Source organism: Phocaeicola sp. (assembly GCF_048170425.1).
Classification (GTDB): Bacteria; Bacteroidota; Bacteroidia; order Bacteroidales; family Bacteroidaceae; genus Phocaeicola.
Window position 1 is genome coordinate 1 of sequence record NZ_DBEXBB010000175.1, and the last position, 14,313, is coordinate 14,313.

11 protein-coding genes are annotated in these 14,313 nt (G+C 51.3%); 8 read left to right on the forward strand and 3 right to left on the reverse strand.

Annotated elements, in window-relative coordinates; all coding sequences use genetic code 11:
- The first annotated feature begins 49 nt into the window (after nucleotides 1-49).
- The 5 genes from ACMJ0U_RS06795 to cbiD are packed head-to-tail and all read left to right on the forward strand — an operon-like array spanning nucleotide 50 to nucleotide 7,610.
- Nucleotides 50-1,321, forward strand: coding sequence for a hypothetical protein (locus ACMJ0U_RS06795; protein ID WP_417129081.1), 1,272 nt, complete (start codon nucleotides 50-52; stop codon nucleotides 1,319-1,321).
- A 50-nt stretch (nucleotides 1,322-1,371) separates the two neighbouring features.
- Complete coding sequence (cobJ, locus tag ACMJ0U_RS06800; protein ID WP_417129082.1) at nucleotides 1,372-2,778, forward strand: precorrin-3B C(17)-methyltransferase; 1,407 nt, start codon at nucleotides 1,372-1,374, stop codon at nucleotides 2,776-2,778.
- A complete protein-coding gene (gene cbiE, locus ACMJ0U_RS06805; RefSeq protein ID WP_417129084.1) occupies nucleotides 2,771-3,958 on the forward strand; it encodes a precorrin-6y C5,15-methyltransferase (decarboxylating) subunit CbiE in 1,188 nt (395 codons plus the stop codon). The genes cobJ and cbiE overlap by 8 nt, the downstream gene beginning before the upstream one ends.
- Complete coding sequence (gene cobM / locus ACMJ0U_RS06810) at nucleotides 3,955-5,775, forward strand: precorrin-4 C(11)-methyltransferase (protein ID WP_417129086.1); 1,821 nt, start codon at nucleotides 3,955-3,957, stop codon at nucleotides 5,773-5,775. Before cbiE ends, cobM begins: the two co-directional genes overlap by 4 nt.
- The gene (cbiD, locus tag ACMJ0U_RS06815) at nucleotides 5,772-7,610 is read left to right on the forward strand and encodes a cobalt-precorrin-5B (C(1))-methyltransferase CbiD (protein WP_417129088.1); all 1,839 of its coding nucleotides are present in this window, start codon (nucleotides 5,772-5,774) and stop codon (nucleotides 7,608-7,610) included. Before cobM ends, cbiD begins: the two co-directional genes overlap by 4 nt.
- On the opposite strand, the gene ACMJ0U_RS06820 is transcribed toward cbiD, so the two are convergent.
- The 3 genes from ACMJ0U_RS06820 to ACMJ0U_RS06830 are packed head-to-tail and all read right to left on the reverse strand — an operon-like array spanning nucleotide 7,575 to nucleotide 10,807.
- Entirely contained in the window at nucleotides 7,575-8,594 is a 1,020-nt protein-coding gene (locus ACMJ0U_RS06820; RefSeq protein WP_417129090.1) for an ABC transporter ATP-binding protein, read from the reverse strand. The genes cbiD and ACMJ0U_RS06820 overlap by 36 nt on opposite strands.
- Nucleotides 8,591-9,628 carry an iron chelate uptake ABC transporter family permease subunit gene (locus ACMJ0U_RS06825; RefSeq protein ID WP_417129092.1) on the reverse strand — a complete coding sequence of 346 codons (1,038 nt, stop codon included), beginning with the start codon at nucleotides 9,626-9,628 and terminating at the stop codon, nucleotides 8,591-8,593. Before ACMJ0U_RS06825 ends, ACMJ0U_RS06820 begins: the two co-directional genes overlap by 4 nt.
- A gap of 12 nt (nucleotides 9,629-9,640) precedes the next feature.
- The gene (locus ACMJ0U_RS06830; protein ID WP_417129094.1) at nucleotides 9,641-10,807 is read right to left on the reverse strand and encodes an ABC transporter substrate-binding protein; all 1,167 of its coding nucleotides are present in this window, start codon (nucleotides 10,805-10,807) and stop codon (nucleotides 9,641-9,643) included.
- Between the two features lie 246 nt (nucleotides 10,808-11,053).
- On the opposite strand from ACMJ0U_RS06830, the gene ACMJ0U_RS06835 reads away from it, so the two are divergent.
- From ACMJ0U_RS06835 to ACMJ0U_RS06845, 3 genes are read left to right on the forward strand one after another with little or no spacing between them, the layout of a single operon-like run.
- Nucleotides 11,054-11,986, forward strand: coding sequence for a sirohydrochlorin cobaltochelatase (locus ACMJ0U_RS06835; protein WP_417129095.1), 933 nt, complete (start codon nucleotides 11,054-11,056; stop codon nucleotides 11,984-11,986).
- Nucleotides 11,987-11,992: 6 nt separating this feature from the next.
- Nucleotides 11,993-13,312 carry a cobyrinate a,c-diamide synthase gene (locus ACMJ0U_RS06840; RefSeq protein WP_417129097.1) on the forward strand — a complete coding sequence of 440 codons (1,320 nt, stop codon included), beginning with the start codon at nucleotides 11,993-11,995 and terminating at the stop codon, nucleotides 13,310-13,312.
- 15 nt (nucleotides 13,313-13,327) lie between these two features.
- Nucleotides 13,328-13,912 (forward strand): cob(I)yrinic acid a,c-diamide adenosyltransferase, encoded by a 585-nt coding sequence (locus tag ACMJ0U_RS06845; protein WP_417129098.1) that lies wholly within the window; start codon nucleotides 13,328-13,330, stop codon nucleotides 13,910-13,912.
- Nucleotides 13,913-14,313: the final 401 nt, after the last annotated feature.

The window sequence follows — 14,313 nt, forward strand, 5'->3', positions numbered from 1 at the left end:
TCAGACGAAAAGAAAAACAATATTAATATTTAATCTTAAAATTATGTGTATGAAAAAAATGAAAGTTACCTTCATGAGTTTCCTGAAAGCGAGTGTGTTTGCTACCGCACTTTTTTCTTTTGTGGCATGTAGCAATGATGCTCCGGGTGGTGGAAATGAAGAACCGGAACCTGTCGGGAAAGTCCATTTTGATATTTTCATGTCGGTAGGCGAGCATGGAGGTATGGGCGGAGGAGAAAACACCATCGTGAAAAGTGTGGAATCGCTTACGGCCGATCAGCCGATGATAGACATTCAGGGTTCCGGAGTGGAACTGAATCCTTATACCATCGAGCTGATTTCAAAAGGGAAATATTATTATCAGGTTCCGAGCAAGCAGGCCCGCTTTACCAAATTTCAGATTGTAAACAACAAGATAGAAATTGTGCAGGAGCAGCCTTTTGTGGTGAATTCGTATACTGAAAGAAAGTACACGCATGCGTGGCTGGACGACAAGACGTTGCTTGTGATGGCGGCCAATGGGGATGCGGATAAAATCATCTGGACCAAACTGAATGCGGAGGATATGAGCATTTTGTCGGAAGGTACACTGAATCTGCCATTGCCAGAGCGTGCGGCTGTATTCACTACGACGGGTATTCTTGCCTACAATGAAAAAGTCGGCAAGCTGTTTTATTTCTATTATGGAAAGGATAAAGCCGGCAGAAAAGGGGTAGCTACTTCCAACTTCCTGACGGCTGTCATCAATCCTTCGGAGATGAAAGTGGAAAGCAATAAGGTCAATACTTGTGCCGCAGAAATGGCCGGCACTTCTTACGGGCAGCTGTTGCAGGAATGTGTGACATACGATGAGGATGGGAATCTTTACCTTGCAGCCTTTACCAAGAAGGGTGAACTGGAAGAAGGCTGTCTGCTGCGTATCAATAAAGGGGAGTCTGATTTTGATGCTTCTTACAACGGTTATCCCGATGCGGACGGAAAATTGTGTACGGTTCAATACCTGGGTAACGGTAAGGCTTTGACTTATGCCAGAAACCAGTCGGCCAATACAGAAAGAGATACGTATAGCCTGTATTATTCCATCGTAGATTTGAAGACCGGTAAAAGAACCCGTCTGACATGCGACGGAAAGGAAGTTGGTTACAGCAGCGGCCGTTTCTCTCAGCGTTCGGTGGTGGTAAACGGAAAGGCCTATATCGGTGTCAATACAGAGACAAGTACCTGTATCTATATTTATGACATCGCTACAGGGGTTACCGAAAAAGGGGCAGATATAGCGCAAGGTTATTATTTTGATGTATTAAGAGTAGTGGAGAATTGATTAAATCGTTAACTTTGCAACTATAAGAAAGGTGATAGAATCAAAGTAAGATGACTGAAAACAAAATAATAGTAGCAGGCATAGGCCCGGGCTCCCCGGAGGATATCACTCCGGCGGTAGCCCGGGCTTTGATGACTTCTGACGTAGTAGTGGGATATAATTATTACTTCCAGTTTGTGCGTCAGTATCTGAAGGAGGGTGCAGAGTGTGTGGATACGGGTATGAAACGCGAGCGCGACCGTGCCCGTCAGGCATTCGAACTGGCAGAACAGGGAAAGTGTGTATGTGTCATCAGTTCGGGCGACTCCGGCATTTACGGAATGGCTCCCTTGATGTATGAGATGAAGCGGGAGCGCAGGAGTGAGGTCATCATAGAAGTGTTGCCGGGTATCAGCGCGTTTCAGAAGGCCGCTGCCAGATTAGGGGCACCGGTGGGCCATGATTTCTGCGTGATTTCCTTGTCCGACCTGCTCACACCGTGGGAGAAGATTGAGAAGCGCATCCGGGCGGCGGCATCGGCCGATTTCGTGACGGCGGTCTACAATCCGAAGAGTGAGGGGCGGTACTGGCAACTGCATCGCCTGAAGGAGATTTTCATGCAGGAGCGTGAGGCGGATACGCCGGTGGGCTATGTTCGTCAGGCAGGGCGTGAGGAAGAGGTGGTCCGTATCACGACACTGGCCGACTTTGACCCGGAGGAGGTGGACATGTTTACGGTTGTGCTGATAGGCAATTCGCAGTCGTATGAATGGAACGGCCACCTGATTACTCCACGCGGATATTATCAGCAGGAGAAACCGGATGCTGCAGGAATAGGTCAGGAGATTATGATGAACAGTTTCGCTACCATCGCCAGGGAACTGAAGAATCCGTATCTGCCGCTCGGGCACAAGTGGGCGTTGCTGCATGCGATTCATACGACGGCCGATTTTGAGATGGAGAACCTGCTTTACAGCGACGAGAATGCCGTGGAGAGACTGCATGCGTTGCTGGTGGAGGGAAAGGTCCGTACCATTGTGACCGACGTGACCATGGCGGCATCGGGTATCCGGAAACGGGCTCTTGAACGGCTGGGGCTGGAGGTGAAGTGCTACTTGAACGACGAGAGGGTGGCACAGATGGCTTCGGAGAAAAAGATTACCCGTACGCAGGCGGGCGTCCGTCTGGCGGTAGAGGAACATCCGGATGCGCTGTTCGTATTTGGAAATGCCCCTACGGCCTTGATGGAGCTGTGTTCTCTGATGAGAAAGCAAAAGGCACATCCGGGAGGAATTATCGCGGCACCGGTAGGCTTTGTACATGTGTGCGAAAGCAAGTACATGGTAAAGACCTTTAAGGAGGTGCCTAAATTGATTGTAGAAGGCCGAAAGGGGGGAAGTAACCTGGCAGCTACCCTGGTAAATGCCATCATGACCTTGGATGATGCGGAATCATTAAAACCGGGACGGGATGTGTAAGCAGTCATTTCATATTATCGGTATCAGCGACAGTGCCGAGATTTACTTTTCTCCTCAGGTGCAGGAGGTCATTTCTAGGGGGAAAGTGTTTTCGGGGGGCATACGTCATCATCAGCTGGTGGAGCGGTTCCTGCCCGCAGGAGCGGTGTGGATAGACATTACCGTGCCTTTGGACAAGGTGTTCCGGCAATATGCCGCGTACCGTGAGATTGTGGTTTTTGCTTCCGGCGACCCGTTGTTTTTCGGCTTTGCCAACACGGTGCAGCGTGTGTTGCCCGAGAGCTGCATCCGGGTGTACCCCACGTTCAACTCGTTGCAGATGCTGGCCCATCGCTTGCTGTTGCCGTATCAGGATATGCGGATGGTATCGCTCACTGGCCGTCCGTGGAAGGCGTTTGATGCCGCCCTTATCCGTGGGGAGGGCATGCTCGGTGTGCTGACCGACAAAGTCAAGACTCCGGCGGCCATCGCTGCCCGTATGCATGCATACGGATACGACAACTACCGCTTGTATGTGGGAGAGGCTTTAGGCAATATTTCGGACGAGCGGGTACGGGAGTTTACAGTGGAAGAAGCCATGAGCTCCGAATTTACGTCGCCCAACTGCATGATTCTTCTGCGTACGGGGCTGCGTCGTCGTCCGCTCGGACTGAATGAATCGGAATTCCACCTGCTGAACGGGCGTGTCAACATGATTACGAAAAGACCCGTACGCTTGCAGACCTTGAGCATGCTGGATTTGCAGGCTCGCACGGTGTTGTGGGACATCGGCAGTTGCACCGGTTCCGTGTCCATTGAGGCGAAAAGTGTGTATCCCGACCTCGACGTGGTGGCATTCGAACGTCGTCCGGAGGGAGAAGAGTTGTTGCGGGCAAACAGTGTCAGGTGGGGCACTCCCGGAATACGCTTCGTAGGCGGGGATTTCATGGAGTTGCCTTTAGCCGATCTTCCCCGTCCGGATGCCGTGTTCATAGGCGGACATGGCGGTCGGCTGCCAGAATTGCTGAAGCGGGTAGACGAGGTATTGCTTCCGGGGGGAGTGATTGTGTTCAATTCAGTAAGTGAGGACAGTTTACAGCAGTTTTATGAGGGAATCGCTCAGGTTGGGCGCCGGGTAACCGAACGCATCCGACTTGTGGTGGATGCCCATAATCCAATTGAAATATTGAAAGCAGAATGAAAGAGAAAACAGCCATTATATTGATATCTTCTCAGGCATTGCCGATGGCGCAGTTGCTACAGAAGGAGTTGGGAGATTGTACCATTTTTTCACAAAAGTCACTGGACGGATGTACGCAGGTGGAATCATACGGTGATTTCGTGGCGGCTTCGTTTGCGGCATACGACCGCTTCCTGTTTATCGGTGCTATGGGTATCTGTGTGCGCTGTATTGCTCCCTGTGTGTCGAGCAAATATGCCGATCCGGCTGTGGTATGCATGGACAGTACCGGGCAGTTTGTGGTTCCGGTATTGTCCGGTCATGTGGGAGGAGCCAATGAGTGGGCAGGGCAGATTTCGTCGATTCTTGGTGCTCAGGCCGTCATTACTACCCAGAGCGACTGCAACGGGGTATGGGCGCTGGATTTGCTGGCTTCCCGATTCGGATGGCAGACTGCCTGTACGCACGAGGAAATGAACCGCGCGATTGCTCGCTTCGTAAATCGGGAAAGAGTGGCCTTGCTGTTGGACATAAAGGACAAGGGTACCGCCTGGCTGGAACGTACGCTTCCGTCGTATGTCAAGGCTTATTATCATTATGAGGATATTCCTTTCGAAGAAACAGACCTGCTGATAGCTGTCACTCCTTATGAGTACGAGGCTCCAGTACAGGCGTTGTATTATCGTCCGCAGGTGTTGCATTTGGGAGTGGGTTGTAAGAAACAGTGTGTGCCCGACGGGGTTGCGGAGTACATCGAGGATTTCATGAAATCCCGTCGTCTCTCCCCGTTGTCACTGGCTACTATCAGTACGATAGAACTGAAGAAAGACGAACCGTTGTTGAAGGTGTTGCAGGATAAATGGCCACAGGCAAAGCTTTACATCTATATTCCGGAGGAACTGAGTGGTATGGAGATTCCCAATCCGTCGCAGAAAGTCCATGACGTGACCGGAGTGTATGGGGTGGCCGAGAGTGCGGCTTTCAAGAGCAGCGGATGTGGAAAGTGGTTAATTGAAAAACAGAAAGGAGAGTTGGTGCCGGGTTCGCATTTCACTTTTGCCGTCACACTGGATGCAAATGCGCTGCGTGGAGGGCATATCGAAATTGTAGGAGCCGGACCGGGTGACCCGGAACTGATTTCCGTGCGTGGCAAGCGGATGCTTGAAAAGGCCGATTTGGTACTGTATGCCGGCAGTCTCGTGCCGCGTGAACTGACTTATTATGCAAAGGAGGGGGCAGTGGTACGCAGTTCGGCCCACATGGATTTGCAGGAACAGTTTGCCCTGATGAAAGAGTTTTACGACAAGGGACTGTTCGTGGTCCGTCTTCACACCGGCGACCCGTGTATCTATGGAGCCATCCAGGAGCAGATGGCGTTCTTCGATGCCTACGGTATGAGCTATCACATCACGCCGGGAATTTCTTCTTTCCAGGCCGCTGCCGCTGCTTTGCGTTCGCAGTTCACCATACCGGAAAAAGTGCAGAGCATTATCCTGACCCGTGGAGAGGGAAGAACCCCCATGCCGGAGAAAGAACAGTTGCACAAGCTGGCCCAGTCACAAAGTACCATGTGCATCTACCTGAGCGCATCCATTGTGGAGGATGTGCAGAGAGAGTTGTTGCAGGCTTATCCGCCGGAGACTCCTGTGGCAGCCTGCTATAAACTGACATGGAAGGAAGAAAAAATATACCGGGGCGTACTGAAGGATTTGGCACGTATCGTACGTGAAAACAATCTGACACTGACCACCCTGTTGGTAGTGGGAGAAGCGATAGATAACCGCAAGGGACTCTCGCGTTTGTATGCTTCAGACTTTACACACTTGTTTCGCTCATGATACTGGTATTAGGTGGAACTACGGAAGGCCGCCTGGCCGTGAAGGTGCTGGACGAATCGGGCAAGCCTTATTTCTACTCTACGCGCGGAGAGTTACAGCAAGTATGTTGCCTCCACGGGCAGCGTGTGACCGGAGGCATGGATACGGAAAAGATGGAAGATTTCTGCCGCTCCCAAGGCATACGCCTTTTGATTGATGCGGCTCATCCTTTTGCCGTCCAGTTGCACGAGACCGTGGAGCAGGTCAGCCGGAAGCTTCACCTGGATGTGGTTCGCTTTGAACGTACCTATCCTGCACGGACGGATGAAGTCATCTGGTGCAAGGATTATCAGGAGGCTGTCCGTCGGCTGAAGGAAGATGGTATTTCCCGTCTTCTGGCGCTGACAGGCGTACAGACCATCGGTAAGCTGCGCGGCTTCTGGGCCGATGATACCTTGCGACCGGAATGTTGGTTCCGTATTCTGGATAGGGAAGAATCTGTTTCGCTGGCCGTGCAACAGGGCTTCGATGCGAGCCGGCTGGTATTCTACCACGAAGACGCACCGGAGACGGAACTCTTAGAGAAATTGAAGCCTCAGGCCATCTTGACCAAAGAAAGTGGGGAGAGCGGAGGTTTTGTAGAGAAGCTGGAAGCAGCCCGTCGTTTGGGCATCCCGGTCTATGCGGTTTGCCGACCTTCGCTACCGGCCAGTTTTATCACGGTGACAGGCATACACGGACTGCGTAAGGTCATCGAACGCTTGCTGCCCGATTTTTATCCTTTGCGCAGCGGCTATACGACCGGGGCATGTGCCACGGCTGCGGGCAAGGCTGCCTTAATCAGGTTACTTACCGGTGAGTCTCTTTCAGAGGTACGCTTTCATATTCCCGACGGGGAGGAGTTATCCTTGCCGGTCAAGTCGGTCTGGCAGGAAGAGGAGGCATCGGCCACGGCTGCTGTGGTGAAAGACGCGGGCGACGACCCCGATGTGACCCACCGCAGCGTGATAGAAGCTAAGGTTTCTTTTTCTGCGCAACCCGGCATTCGTTTCCTGCAGGGAAGAGGAGTAGGGAAAGTCACTCTTCCGGGGCTGGGACTTCCGGTGGGAGAGCCCGCCATTAATCCGGTACCCCGGCAGATGATTGTCCGGGAACTGTCGGCACTGTACGACGGGGGACTGGAGGTAACGATTTCCGTACCGGGAGGAGAGGAGCTTGCCCTTCGTACGTTCAATCCCAAATTAGGCATTGTGGGAGGGATTTCCATCATCGGAACCTCGGGCATTGTACGGCCCTTTTCTTCCGAGGCTTTTGTGGAAGCCATTCGTCGGGAAGTAGAAGTCTGCCAGGCAATCGGAGCCAGCCGGCTGGTCATCAACTCCGGAGCGAAAAGCGAGAAATTCGTGAAACGTGAATATCCGGATTTGCCCCCGCAGGCATTTGTGCATTACGGGAATTATATCGGTGACACGCTGAAGATTGCGGACGACCTGCACATTAGCAAAGTGACGATGGGCATCATGTTGGGAAAAGCGGTGAAACTGGCAGAGGGGCACCTGAATACCTACAGCAAGCAGGTGGTGATGAACAAGCAGTTCCTCATGGAACTGGCCTATGACTGCGGCTGCTCTCCGGAGGCACAGAAGGTAATTGGGAATATGACGCTGGCCAGAGAGCTGTGGAAAGGACTACCGGAACCGGATGCGGTGCTTTTCTTTCCTGCACTTCTTAATTTGTGTATGAAACATTGCCTGTCCTTGCTCAGTCGGACGGAACTTACGCTGATGCTGATAGACGAGGAGGGACATATCGTTTGCCGTTTAACGGGGCAGGGCGGCAAGCAGCTGGTGCACTGACTGCAGTAAATCTTCGATGGTGGATGCTTGCACAGTCTGTCCGTTGGCAGGATGGAGCAGGAAAGACGTGTCGGCAACCTCTATGTACCAGTCGGACTCGTGCGCTCTGTTTCCGTCAATTCCGTGTCGGGCAAGTGCTTTTTGCACCATGGTATACCGGTATCCCTCTCCGAGGAGACGTGCAGAAACCGTAGCCTGTTTGGCAATACGGAACAGACCGCTTTCCATATCAAACCGGATACCTTTCCGCAAGAAGAAATGGCTGAGACTGCCATCCAGTGACAAATCTTCCGGGGTGCCGGTTCTCACGCCGTTCTCCTTGTTCATCAGCCAGACTTTATCGGCAATCTGCAATGCCAGTTCCAGGTCATGAGTAGACAGGAAGATGGTGCGGTTACTTGTATGCGACAAACGGTGCAGCAGTTGCATAATCTCCACCTTACTCGGAAAGTCGAGAAAGGCCGTCGGCTCGTCCAGGAAAATAATGTCCGTCTGCTGAGCCAGCGCCTTTGCAATCATGGCCTTCTGTCTCTCGCCGTCGCTCAGCTGATGCACCATCTGGTATCTCAGGTGCTCGATGTTGACCAGCTTGATGGAGTCATCAATCACCTCCTTGTCGTGCTTGCCCAGCCGTCCCCAGAATCCGGTGTACGGACTTCGTCCCATGCCCACCAGCTCTTCCACGGTCATGTTTCTCAGTTCGCATTTCTCTGTCAGCACCACGCCAATGATAGTGGCCAGTTCCTTGTCGGAATACGCAGACAATGGCTTTTCCCTGACGATAATTTTGCCTCCTAACGGAGCCTGAAATCCGGACAAGGTACGAAGCAGCGTGGATTTTCCGATACCGTTCGCTCCCAACAGGCAGGTCAGTTCCCCGCTTTTGATGGTCGCATTGATGTCGGAGGCCACCACTTTCCGGTTGCCTTTTTCCTTGTATCCGATTGTGAGATGATTGATTTGTATATGGTTCTTTTCCATCATTCGTTCATGTCATTGCGTCGTTTGTTGAACAAAACCGATATTACCACCGGAGCCCCTACCAGGGCCGTTACAGAGTTGACGGGAAGTGCCCCTTCAAATCCCGGCATGCGCGCTATCAGGTTGCACACAAGAGCCATGGCTCCTCCCATCAACAGGGAAGCGGGCATCAGGATGCGGTGGTCTGACGTGCGGAACAGGCTGCGGCACAAGTGAGGAACCGCCAGTCCTAAAAAGATAATTGGTCCGCAGTAGGCCGTGACGATGGCCACCAATACGCCGGAACAGGTGATGACCTGCAACCTGGCTCTTCTGATGTTCAGTCCCAAGTTGCGCGCGTAGGCATCCCCTAACAATAGCAGGTTCAAGGTCTTCACCAGCAGGAACGAAAGCGGCAGGAGCACCAGCATAATAGAAACAAACAAGGTCATCTGGTTGCCGGATACGCGGGCAAAGCTTCCCAATCCCCAGATGACGTAGGCCCGTATGTCTTCTTCCACACTGAAATATTTCAGTACCCCGATGACCGCATTGGCCACGTAGCCCACCATCACTCCGATAATCAGCAGTGTCACGTTTCCCTTCACCTTCTGCGAAACGAAGATGATAAGCGCCATGATAGACAATGAACCGATAATAGCCGAAATGGTCAAGGCGATTTCGCCCATGATGCCCACTTTGCTTAAAGCGACGCCCCCGATAGTGCCCGACAGCAAGACCACAAAGGCCACGCCCATACTGGCCCCCGAGCTGATTCCTAGGACAGATGGTCCGGCCAGCGGATTACGGAACACCGTCTGCATCTGTAGTCCGCTTACCGACAGTCCGGCTCCCGCCACCAGTGCCGTCAGCGCTTGCGGGATGCGGGATTTCCATACGATATTCTGCCATATCTCATTCCCGTCGTAATCTCCCCATAAAATGTGCCATATATCCTTGAACGGAATCTGTACAGACCCTAAAAGGATGTTCAGCAGGAAGAACACGAAAATCAATAGGGCGATAAGCAACATATAAAGTGCGACCGGACGTTTCATGCGGCAGGAAAGTTATTGTTTTAACAGTTCGTAATAGCGTGGAGTATGGTCGGGCAACAACTGCGGATGGAAAATCGCAATCAGGTCTGCCAGCACCACTTCCGGTTCCATGGGCATACTCTCATAGAACGGCTTCTGGCTCATGTTGCAGTAAATGACCTGTTTTTTCTTGAAGGCTTGAAAATCGGCATACCTGATGTCCTCAGTTTGCAGGGCGTTATAGGAAAAATCCCCTTTGTAGCTGTTGACGATTCTCCAGTAGTCCGCGTAGGCCGCCTGACTGTATACGGTTTCAAAGTCAAGTGAAACTCCTCCAGAATGTATGTCATCTTTCAGGAAATAGTCGGCTCCGGCATCTTTGAACAACTGGGCAAGAAAACTCTTTCCCCCTACGGCATACCAGTTGCCCCCTCGAAGTTCACCGCTGAATACAACAGGCCGTTTTTTCACCTGCGAGGTAAGCTTAATAAGTTCCTGATAACGTTTCTCTATGGCAGCAAAAATCCGGTTTGCTTTCTCTTCTTTCCCAATCAGCAGCCCGACAAACTTAATCCATTCTGCCTGTCCCAGAGGAGTCATTTCCTTGTATCCCAGGTGCGGAATGAGGGGGATGCCCACTTCCGTCAGCGCATCATATCCTCCGCGCTTGAAAGGCGAAATCAAGATGATGTCGGGGTTGATACCCATGATAATCTCATTGTCAAAATTGCCCTCTATGCCAATCTTGTGCGTCTTCCCCTCATCCAGCCTTTTCTGCATGTCGGCATTGAAAAGATGACGGGTACTCGTAATGCCGGCCACGGCATCCAGTGCCGACAGTTTGATAAAGTTGGACAGTTGCAGGGAGGTCATGCAGATAGTACTTTTGACAGGCGTTTCTATGACGGTATAACCTTGCGGCATATCCGTGATTTTCAATCCTTTCGGTTTCAGCACAAAATGATAAGACTCTCCGCCTTCTTCCTTTTGCGGGTCCTTGATGTCCAGCAGGCAATAGCCTTTTTCGGTGTATGTCACTTGAAATCCTTTTGCGTATTCAGGAACAATACAGGCATTCGTGTCGGCAGCGGTGAAAGTGCTGTTTACATTCGCTTTATCATCCACATTCGAACTCTTTTTTCCTGTACAGCCAAACAAGAAGGGTATGCACAGACATACCCACCCAATTAGATGCTTCATGGTCTATTTTTTGTGTGTTATGACTTTTTGCCATACAAACCCGTTGGAGGAGTATGTAAAAAGTGTTTATTCTATTCCGTTTCAAACGAGAAACTGTATTGCAAAGTTAAAGGATATAATTAAAAACAAACGCTCTATAATTACTTTTTGTCATACTATAACAATCTATAGTATTGTCCGTTTCCGGGAAATGGGAAGATGGCATTATCTTTGCGTGAGATTATTATTCACGAATTTAATGTACTTATGAAAGTAAAATCGATTCTTGTTTCCTGCTATATCGCTTTATGTGGTTTATCCTTTCCCGCTTATGTACATGCAGAAGAAAATTTTGTGCACGAAGATGTGATGCAGAATCTTCAGGAAGGCGATAAAATCGCGCTGCTGATGGTGCATTTCGGTACCACGCACGATGATACCCGTGCCCTTACCATCGACGCCATCAACCAGAAAGCCAGGGCAGAATTTCCCCAACTGGATTTCCGTGAAGCCTATACCTCGCGTATCATCATGCGCCGGCTGGCCAAGCGCGGCGTGCGCAAGCTGAATCCGGTGGAAGCACTGGCCCAGTTGAAAGCGGAAGGGTATACCCACGTGATTATCCAGTCGACTAACATCATTGACGGCATAGAGATGGAGTCACTCCGTAAAGACATAGACCAGATGCGTCCTTTGTTCAAGGAGATTCGTCTGGGTATGCCATTGCTTTACACGCCCGACGACTACAAGCAGGTGATAGACTGTCTGGCAGAGAAAAGCCGGGAGAAAACTTTCACCATACTGGTAGGCCATGGCACTTATACACCCGCCACCGCACAGTATGCCATGCTGGATTACATGCTGCAAGCCGAAGGCCATTCTGATTTTGCCGTCGGTACGGTAGAAGGCTATCCCACCTTCGACAATGCCGTCGACAGGTTGCAGGCACAAAAGAAAATCACGCAAGTACAGCTGGTTCCCTTCATGTTTGTGGCTGGCGACCATGCCAAAAACGACATCGCGGTCGACATGAAGGAAGCCTTGGAGGAAAAAGGATACAAAGTCACGCCCTTGATGGAAGGATTGGGCGAGCAACCCGCCATCCAGCAGATTTACATCGACCATATCCGCTTTATCCTCCAGCACAAACAGGTTGACATCGTAAAGAAAAAGAAAGATTATGCGAATGCAAAAGACTGAAAGCTTATGTCGTTAGTCAAACCTCAATTCTTGATTGGAGCAGCCGCCTCCGGAAGCGGCAAGACCACCTTTACGATGGGACTGCTGAGGGTATTCAAACGAAGAAGCATGCACGTGCAACCCTTCAAGTGCGGACCCGATTACATTGACGGGAAGTTTCATGCCATTGCGGCGGGCCGGGAATCTGTCAACCTGGACACCTGGATGGCTTCGGAGAACCATGTGCGTGAAGTGTATGCCCAGTATGCCCAGGACGCTTCTGCCTGCGTGGCGGAAGGCGTGATGGGCCTGTTCGACGGGTACGACCGGATGAAAGGAAGCAGTGCTGAGATAGCCTCCCTGCTGAACCTGCCCGTCGTAGTCATCCTCAATGCACGCTCTTCGGCCTATACCGTTGCTGCAATCCTGTATGGGTTGAAGCATTTTTCTCCCAAGGTGGAGGTGGCAGGAGTTATCTTCAACCAGGTAGGTTCCCCTTCGCACTATTCATACCTGAAAGACGCCTGTGCCGATGTGGGAGTGGCCGACTTAGGCTATCTGCCCAAGATGCCGGATATAGAAGTCCCCTCCCGACATTTGGGACTGACCATCGGCAAGGAATCAGAAATTGATGCCTTGTCCGACAGGGTGGCCGACGGGATTGAGCAGTACGTGAATGTGGAACGTCTGTTAGAGATGGCCGTACGTCCGCTGGAAATACACGATGCCCATCCGGCTTCATCGGTTACCTTCTCCGACGGACTTCAGCGGCCAAGGATTGCAGTGGCCCGGGATGCTGCATTCAACTTTCTCTACAAAGAAAACCTGGACGTTCTTTCCCGGAAGGCAGATGTGGTGACCTTCAGTCCGCTGGCAGGCGATGAACTGCCACAGGCGGATTACGTGTATCTGCCGGGCGGCTATCCGGAATTTTTCACCGAAGCGCTGAGCCGTAATGAAAAGTTAGGGGCACAGTTGAGAGACTTTGCCGAACGCGGAGGACGGCTTTTTGCCGAGTGCGGAGGCATGATGTATTTGTGCCGGAAACTGATTTCACGCGAGGGCGCTTCCTGCCCGATGGCAGGCGTATTGCCTTTGGAATGTACGCTGGAAAAAATGCGTCTGCACCTGGGGTATCGTACGGCACAGTATCGCGGGATGCAACTCAAGGGACACGAATTCCATTATTCGTCGGTCGTCCAGCCCGATTTGCTTCCCTCCGAAGTGAGCCAGTACAATGTGAAAGGTGCGGCGGTAGACACCCCCTTGTACCGTTACAAGAACGTGATTGCCGGATACACGCACTGGTACTGGGGAGAGAATGACTTTTTTAAATTGTGGGACTAACATATACATCGAATTATGCGAAAAATATATACCCGTACCGGAGACGAGGGAACGACCGGTATTCATGGAGGCACACGCGTGCCCAAGGATGACATTCGCATCGAAGCAAACGGTTGCCTGGACGAACTGAATACCTTATTGGGTATCATCCGAAGTATGTTGCCGGAAACGGACGAGTGGCAGAACAAACTCTGTTTTATACAGCGCAGCCTGATGGTCGTGATGAGTCATGTGGCCACTCCTTCTGCCTTCAGAGCGCAGAACCCGAACGAGCTGCCGCAGGAGCTGGATAAGTTTTGTGAGGAATGGATGGATGAGATGATGTCGCAGCTGGAAGACAATGGCTACTTCATCCTGCCGGGAGGCACCCCGCTGTCTGCCCAGTTGCAGTATGCAAGGGCCGTGGCACGCAGGGCGGAGCGAAGGCTGTGGACGCTCCACCGCAAGGATACTGTGCCGGGAGAGATTCTCCGGTTCATCAACCGCCTGTCGGATTTGCTTTTCGTCATGGCCCGGTTTGAAATGCAGCGGCAGCAATGGCCGGAAGAGAAATGGCAGAGCTTTTCCTACAAACGAAAGGCGAGGAAAGATAATCCATGATTCATCTGTTAGGATATATTTGTGACACAGGCTTCATTTGAGAATACGACGGGGCAGGATTCGTTTTCCTTATATTTGTTTTTTTACTGTTGCCCGGTCATACACAAAAAATAGGATTCATGCCGCACGGTTCTTGGAGAAAATTCGGCGGATGATGAATTTCTGATTGCCATGAAGTGAGGATGTATTGATGCCTTGCATTGTGTGCTGAATTGTTTTCTACATTTCCCGCCCCAGAACCGTACATTTCCCATATGCAAGACCTATGGCTCAGGAAGCGGAAACAAACGTTTCCTACAAGAGAAACATGGAAAAGTTAAGCACAGGTTTATTTTATGGTGGTGAGGTTCTTATTTTGTTCCTCTGGCCGGATAGAATGGTATGTGTGTTCGCACACACCA